This window comes from Kurthia zopfii (assembly GCF_003143955.1).
Classification (GTDB): domain Bacteria; phylum Bacillota; class Bacilli; order Bacillales_A; family Planococcaceae; genus Kurthia; species Kurthia zopfii.
Map to the genome: position 1 here is coordinate 1 of NZ_QFVS01000063.1, position 6,132 is coordinate 6,132.

Below are 6,132 nucleotides of genomic sequence, written 5' to 3' on the forward strand. Positions count from 1 at the left end.
CTCGGTCAAATAAGAGAAACCGCTGCAAGTAAAGAAATACACTTGCAAGTACGCTCTATTCCCAAGAAGCTCCCACTTCAAGCGTGAAGAACCGCAAGGTTTAGCTAAGTGGCGAGTAGTTCACAAAGGGTATATTTGCAGAAAAGTATACGACTGCGTTAAAATAGGTTGTTAGCAAAACATTGAACGAAAAGAGGAACTTATTTCCTTTTAAAGCGTTTCAATATTGTCTGGGGAAATTTAAGAAGCAGGAAGGTATAACAATGAAAAGAGCACGAATCATTTATAATCCAACTTCTGGTCGAGAAGCTTTTAAAAAGCGTCTACCTGAAGTATTAGAGAGATTTGAGGTTGCAGGATATGAAACTTCTTGCCATGCGACAACTTGTGAAGGAGATGCGACATTTGCTGCACGTGATGCAGTGAAGCGCGGTTTTGATATCATCGTGGCTGTAGGTGGCGATGGTACACTGAATGAAGTTGTAGCTGGTGTGAGTGAATTTGAAGAACGCCCAAAACTAGGTCTAATTCCAATGGGCACTACGAATGACTTTGCAAGAGCTGTTAGAATTCCACGCGATATTAAGAAAGCAGTAGACATTATTTTAAAAGGGGACTCCCTACCAGTTGATGTCGGTTTAGCGAATGATCGCTACTTCATCAATATTGCAGGTGGTGGTCGTATTACGGAACTTACATATGAAGTGCCAAGTAAGTTAAAAACCGTATTAGGACAACTTGCATACTACTTAAAAGGGATCGAGATGCTCCCTTCATTAAATGCTACTCATATGAGAATTGAATATGATGGTGAAGTATTTGATGATGAAGCAATGATGGTTTTAATTGGCTTAACGAATTCAGTTGGCGGCTTTGAAAAATTAGCGCCTGATGCAAGTATTAATGACGGTTTATTTTCAGTATTTATTCTTAAAAAATGTAATATCGCCGACTTCATTAAACTTGTAACACTAGCAGTTCGAGGAGACCATTTAAAAGATTCTCATGTCATTTATGCAAAAGCAAAAGAAGTGTCAATCGTCTCAGAAGACAAAGTACAATTAAACTTAGATGGTGAATACGGTGGAGATGCTCCAGTAGTATTTAAAAACCTAAAACGCCATGTAGAATTATTTGTACCGATTGATGATATTCGCGAAGAAGACCGAATCTAATGAAGAAACCACTTAAGAAGGAATTCCTTTTTAAGTGGTTTTTTTGTATTTCTCCCCCTTTTATTCTGAAAAATCAATAGCCAAAATGTGACAAAAGTCACTGTCACCTATCTGCCAAATTTCCCTCACATTTTCAACATCAATACGTAGCAATTCTGTCAATAGTTCGCGATTTAAAGCGAAATAGAGAGGGTATAATGATGGTATGAAGGAGCGGAAGCATATGTACAAAAAACAAGAGAACATTTTGATCATAGCTTGTGCTGTTGTAGCATTTATTATGCTCATTACAATTTTTGTTCAATACATCTTATAGTTGAGGAGGCAAAAGCATTATGGCAAATGAAAGTGCAGTATTTTTCAGCCGATTGTTAACAGAGTTTACATTAACATTCCACATTATTTACGCGACAATCGGTGTAGGGATTCCATTGATGATTATGATTGCTCAGTGGTTAGGAATTAAAAAGAACGACGAACATTATATTTTATTAGCAAGACGATTAGCTCGTGGTTATGTAATCACAGTAGCAGTTGGGGTAGTAACAGGTACAGCATTCGGATTGCAATTATCATTATTATGGCCGAATTTCATGGAAGTGGCAGGTAATGTAATCGCCTTACCATTATTCATGGAAACATTCGCATTTTTCTTTGAAGCAATTTTCTTAGGTATTTACTTATACACATGGGATCGTTTCGAAAATCAGAAGAAACACTTCCTTCTATTAATACCTGTAGCAATTGGTTCATCAATTTCAGCAGTATTTATTACAATGGTTAATGCATTCATGAACTCACCACAGGGATTCGATATCGTGGATGGTGAACTTACTAACGTACAACCAATCTTAGCGATGTTAACACCATCAATGCCGACGAAAGTAGGTCACGTATTAGTAACAGCATACATGACTTCAGCATTCGTTTTAGCAGCAATTGCAGCATTCAAAATGTTAAAAGGTTCAAAACATATTTATCATAAAAAATCGCTATTCTTATTTATGAAATTAGGATTAGTATTCTCAATCGCAACAGCAATCATTGGTGACTTCTCTGCGAAATACTTAACAGAGTACCAACCAGAGAAATTAGCTGCGGCTGAGTGGCATTTCGAAACTGAAAAAGGTGTAGATCTTGTCTTATTCGGTGTGTTAGATGAAGGAACGCAGGAAATTAATTATGAAATCCGTATTCCGAAATTCTTAAGTTTCTTAGCGAAAAGTGATTTCAACGGCGAAGTTACCGGTTTGAATGACTTCCCGAAAGATGAAACACCACCGCTATATATTCACTACTTATTCGACTTCATGGTATCAGTTGGTATGTTGATGATCGTCCTAAGTCTTGTCTATGTATGGGGTAAAATCAGAGGATGGGGCTTCATCCACAAAAAATGGTTTAGTTGGCTAATCGTAGCTGGTGGGCCTTTAACATTCTTAGCAATCGAAGCAGGTTGGTGGTTAGCGGAAGTTGGTCGACAACCTTGGATTCTAGTGAAATATATGAAAGTATCTGAAGCGGCAACTTCGAGTGATCATGTCGGCTTGATGGCTGCACTATTCGGTGTACTTTACATTATTCTAGGAATCGGTAGTGTCATCATCCTTCGTAGAATGTTTAAAAACAATCCAGTCGAGAAAGAGTTAGAAGAACGTCATAACGAGGACGGTGAGCATAAATGAACATCGAAATTCTAGGTATATCGGTACTTTGGATTTTCCTATTTGGCTATATTCTTGTAGGCTCAATTGATTTCGGAGCAGGATTCTTCAATGCTCACGGAATCATGACAGGGAAACAACATATTTTATCAAAAGTTATTCAACGCTATTTATCACCTGTATGGGAAGTTACGAACGTATTCTTCGTATTCTTCTTCGTAGGAATTATCGGGTTCTTCCCGAAAACAGCGGTTTACTTCGGTCAGCCAATGTTGATTCCAGGTAGTATTATTTTAATCCTTCTATGTATCCGTGGTTCATACTACGCATTCGAGTCATATAGTTCTCGAGGACATAAAGGATATGCTTCAATTTACGGTATTACAGGATTATTAATGCCAGCAGCACTATCAATCGTATTAACAATTTCAGAAGGTGGCTTCGTCAATATTGTAGAAGGCCAGCCATTATTAGACTATAAAGCGTTATTCACAAGTCCATTAACATGGAGTGTCGTACTGTTATCAATGTCAGCATGTCTGTACATTTCAGCAACATTCCTAACTTGGTATGCGAATAAAGCACAGGATTTCGCAGCACGTAACTTATTACGTAAATACGCATTAATTTGGGCAGTACCATTAGTTATTTCTGTAATCGGTATTACAGTTGAGCTAAAAAGCCATAACTTAGAACATTACAACCGTATGTTGGATCTATGGTATGTATGGGCAGTTTCAGCATTAATGTTTGCGGGAACAATTTACTTCCTAATCAAACAAACTAAATTTGGATTAGCAATGGGCTTAGTAATCGGCCAATTTATCTTAGCGTTCTTCGCTTATGGTATTTCACACTATCCATATTTAATGTATCCACACTTAACAATTTACGATTCATTCACGAACCAAACGATGGCGATTACATTAGTTGTGACATTTATTTTAGGATTATTCTTACTCGTACCAGCGATGTGGTTAATCTTGAAACTATTCGTCTTCAACAATGATTATGCCAAAGGTAAAGAAGATCATCACGCTTAATTAGAGGAGGCGCTACACATGGAAGAATTTTTAATCTTTTACGCTCCATTCATCGTAGTTATCCTATCAATTGCCGTAGGATTCTGGGTTGGTAAAATGGACGGCCCTGTTACAAAAAACGATAAATAATGAATAAAGTATAGCCGCGCTTATGGAAATAGGCGCGGTTTTATTTTCTGGTTTAATAATATATGTCAGGTTCTTAAAACAATTCACTCTTCAACTTTCAGAAATAACGAATGCTTTCCGCCGACAAGTGCCGCACTATTTCTTTCCACTTTAGGTGGAAAGAAAGGATTACTTCACACTTGTTTTTCGGCAGGAGTCCTCGTTATTTCTTTCAATGATGATGCATGTGAAAAAAGCTCAGTTTCACCAAATGCTCTTCATTCATATCAATTACGGAAAGAAAGGGAATATCTATATGATCACGTGTCGTTTTGTTCAGGTCGTGAAAAAATAATTTACTTTTAATCGCCATTGATGAATATGAGGAGAGGGTAATGACAAAACATACGATATGTAGCGCACTGCATCTGGCGCTATACGATTAGCAATCAAGTACAAAAAGGTTGATTTACATCTATGCTAAATAGAAAAGTATAATACGAATGAGAAAACCAACTTCATTCACCCTAACATCTGACACAGAGCTTATTTTCTCTAATCGAGCGTGTCGCATTAATGCTATTCGTGTTACAATAGAGAAATTGAAATGGAGGACGTAAGATATGACTGCACCAGTAAAAAAGAATGACCGTATTACAGTATTAATTGAAGATTTAACACATGATGGAGCGGGTGTTGCCAAAGTTGATGGCTACCCACTATTCGTTCAAGGGGGACTACCTAACGAAACGGCAGAAATCCATGTTTTAAAAACACTGAAAAACTATGGCTTTGCTAAAATCGCTAAAATCGTAGAACCATCACCTGACCGAGTACAAGCACCATGCCCAGTATTCGACCAATGTGGCGGATGCCAATTACAACACTTCTCATATGAAGGCCAACTGAAGTGGAAACAAAAAATGGTTGAAAACGCGATGAAACGTTTAGGCAAACTAGACGTTGTCGTTCATCCAACAAAAGGTATGGAAGATCCTTGGAACTACCGTAATAAAGCACAAATCCCATTCGGCACAAACGGGGAAGCACCAATTGCTGGTTTCTACAAAACGAAATCACATGCAATTGTTGATACTAACCGTTGTATGATTCAAACTGCTGAAGCGGACGCTATTTTAGAAGGGTTAAAACCAAGACTTTGGGCTTTAGGTTTAACACCTTATAATGAAAAAACGAAAAAAGGAATTTTACGTCATGTCGTTGTTCGTAAAGCATATGCAACTGGCGAAGTAATGGTTGTTCTTGTAACGAAAAAACGTAGATTACCTGAGAAAATCGCAACGATCAATGCAATTCGCGAATTAGTTCCAAACGTAACGTCTATTATGCAAAACTTAAATGGCCTAGATACAAATGTCATCTTAGGTAGCGAAACGACATTACTATGGGGTAAAGAAGTCATCAATGACAAAATTGGTGATGTAAGCTTTGAAATTTCAGCACGTTCATTCTACCAAGTGAATCCAGTGCAAACGAAAGTTCTTTATGATCAAGCATTAACATATGCGAACTTAACAGGGAAAGAAACAGTAATCGATGCATATTGCGGAATCGGTTCAATCTCATTATTCCTTGCGAAACAAGCGAAATCAGTATTAGGCGTAGAAATCGTACCTCAAGCAATTGAAGATGCTAAACGCAACGCAGCAATTAACGGATTCGATAATACGGAATTCGTAGCGGGCGCAGCAGAAGACGTGATTCCACGTTGGTACAAAGAAGGCAAATCAGCTGACGTATTAGTAGTCGATCCACCTCGTAAAGGTTGCGACGAAGCATTACTAACAACTATTTTAGAACAAAAACCTTCAAAAATAGTTTACGTATCATGTAACCCAGCCACTCTAGCACGCGACTTACGCATTCTAGAAGACGGCGGCTACAAAACAAAAGAAGTACAACCAGTCGACATGTTCCCACACACAGCACACTGTGAAGCAGTAGCGTGGTTGGAGTTAGTTTAATAAATGTTTAAGATAAACCCTCGAATCCTTTATTAAAATGTACCCTATCAGATAGACACTTTGAAAAAAGTCCTCTGATAGGGTACTTTTGTTTATAATGAAAAAAAAGATGTTGGAGCGGATTAGAATGACTAAATTATATTTTACTAGAGAACAA

5 protein-coding genes are annotated in these 6,132 nt (G+C 37.7%); all 5 read left to right on the plus strand.

The window, feature by feature from the left end:
• Positions 1-263 precede the first annotated feature (263 nt).
• The 5 genes from DF281_RS14080 to rlmD all read left to right on the plus strand — a co-directional run bounded on the left by DF281_RS14080 (position 264) and on the right by rlmD (position 5,975).
• Entirely contained in the window at positions 264-1,175 is a 912-nt protein-coding gene (locus DF281_RS14080; protein ID WP_109350898.1) for a diacylglycerol kinase, read from the plus strand.
• Between the two features lie 335 nt (positions 1,176-1,510).
• Positions 1,511-2,860: a cytochrome ubiquinol oxidase subunit I gene (locus DF281_RS14085; RefSeq protein WP_109350899.1), complete on the plus strand. Its 1,350-nt coding sequence runs from the start codon at positions 1,511-1,513 to the stop codon at positions 2,858-2,860.
• On the plus strand, positions 2,857-3,882 hold the full coding sequence (locus tag DF281_RS14090; protein WP_109350900.1) for a cytochrome d ubiquinol oxidase subunit II: 1,026 nt from the start codon (positions 2,857-2,859) through the stop codon (positions 3,880-3,882). The genes DF281_RS14085 and DF281_RS14090 overlap by 4 nt, the downstream gene beginning before the upstream one ends.
• 18 nt (positions 3,883-3,900) lie before the next feature.
• Positions 3,901-4,011 carry a cytochrome bd oxidase small subunit CydS family protein gene (gene cydS / locus DF281_RS15135; RefSeq protein ID WP_373863451.1) on the plus strand — a complete coding sequence of 37 codons (111 nt, stop codon included), beginning with the start codon at positions 3,901-3,903 and terminating at the stop codon, positions 4,009-4,011.
• 602 nt (positions 4,012-4,613) lie between these two features.
• Complete coding sequence (gene rlmD, locus DF281_RS14095; RefSeq protein ID WP_109350901.1) at positions 4,614-5,975, plus strand: 23S rRNA (uracil(1939)-C(5))-methyltransferase RlmD; 1,362 nt, start codon at positions 4,614-4,616, stop codon at positions 5,973-5,975.
• Positions 5,976-6,132 lie beyond the last annotated feature (157 nt).

Coding starts and splice junctions, on each gene's coding strand:
- DF281_RS14085 (WP_109350899.1), top strand. CDS start 1,511: ATGGCAAATGAAAGTGCAGTATTTTTCAGCCGATTGTTAACAGAGTTT.
- cydS (WP_373863451.1), top strand. CDS start 3,901: ATGGAAGAATTTTTAATCTTTTACGCTCCATTCATCGTAGTTATCCTA.
- DF281_RS14080 (WP_109350898.1), top strand. CDS start 264: ATGAAAAGAGCACGAATCATTTATAATCCAACTTCTGGTCGAGAAGCT.
- DF281_RS14090 (WP_109350900.1), top strand. CDS start 2,857: ATGAACATCGAAATTCTAGGTATATCGGTACTTTGGATTTTCCTATTT.
- rlmD (WP_109350901.1), top strand. CDS start 4,614: ATGACTGCACCAGTAAAAAAGAATGACCGTATTACAGTATTAATTGAA.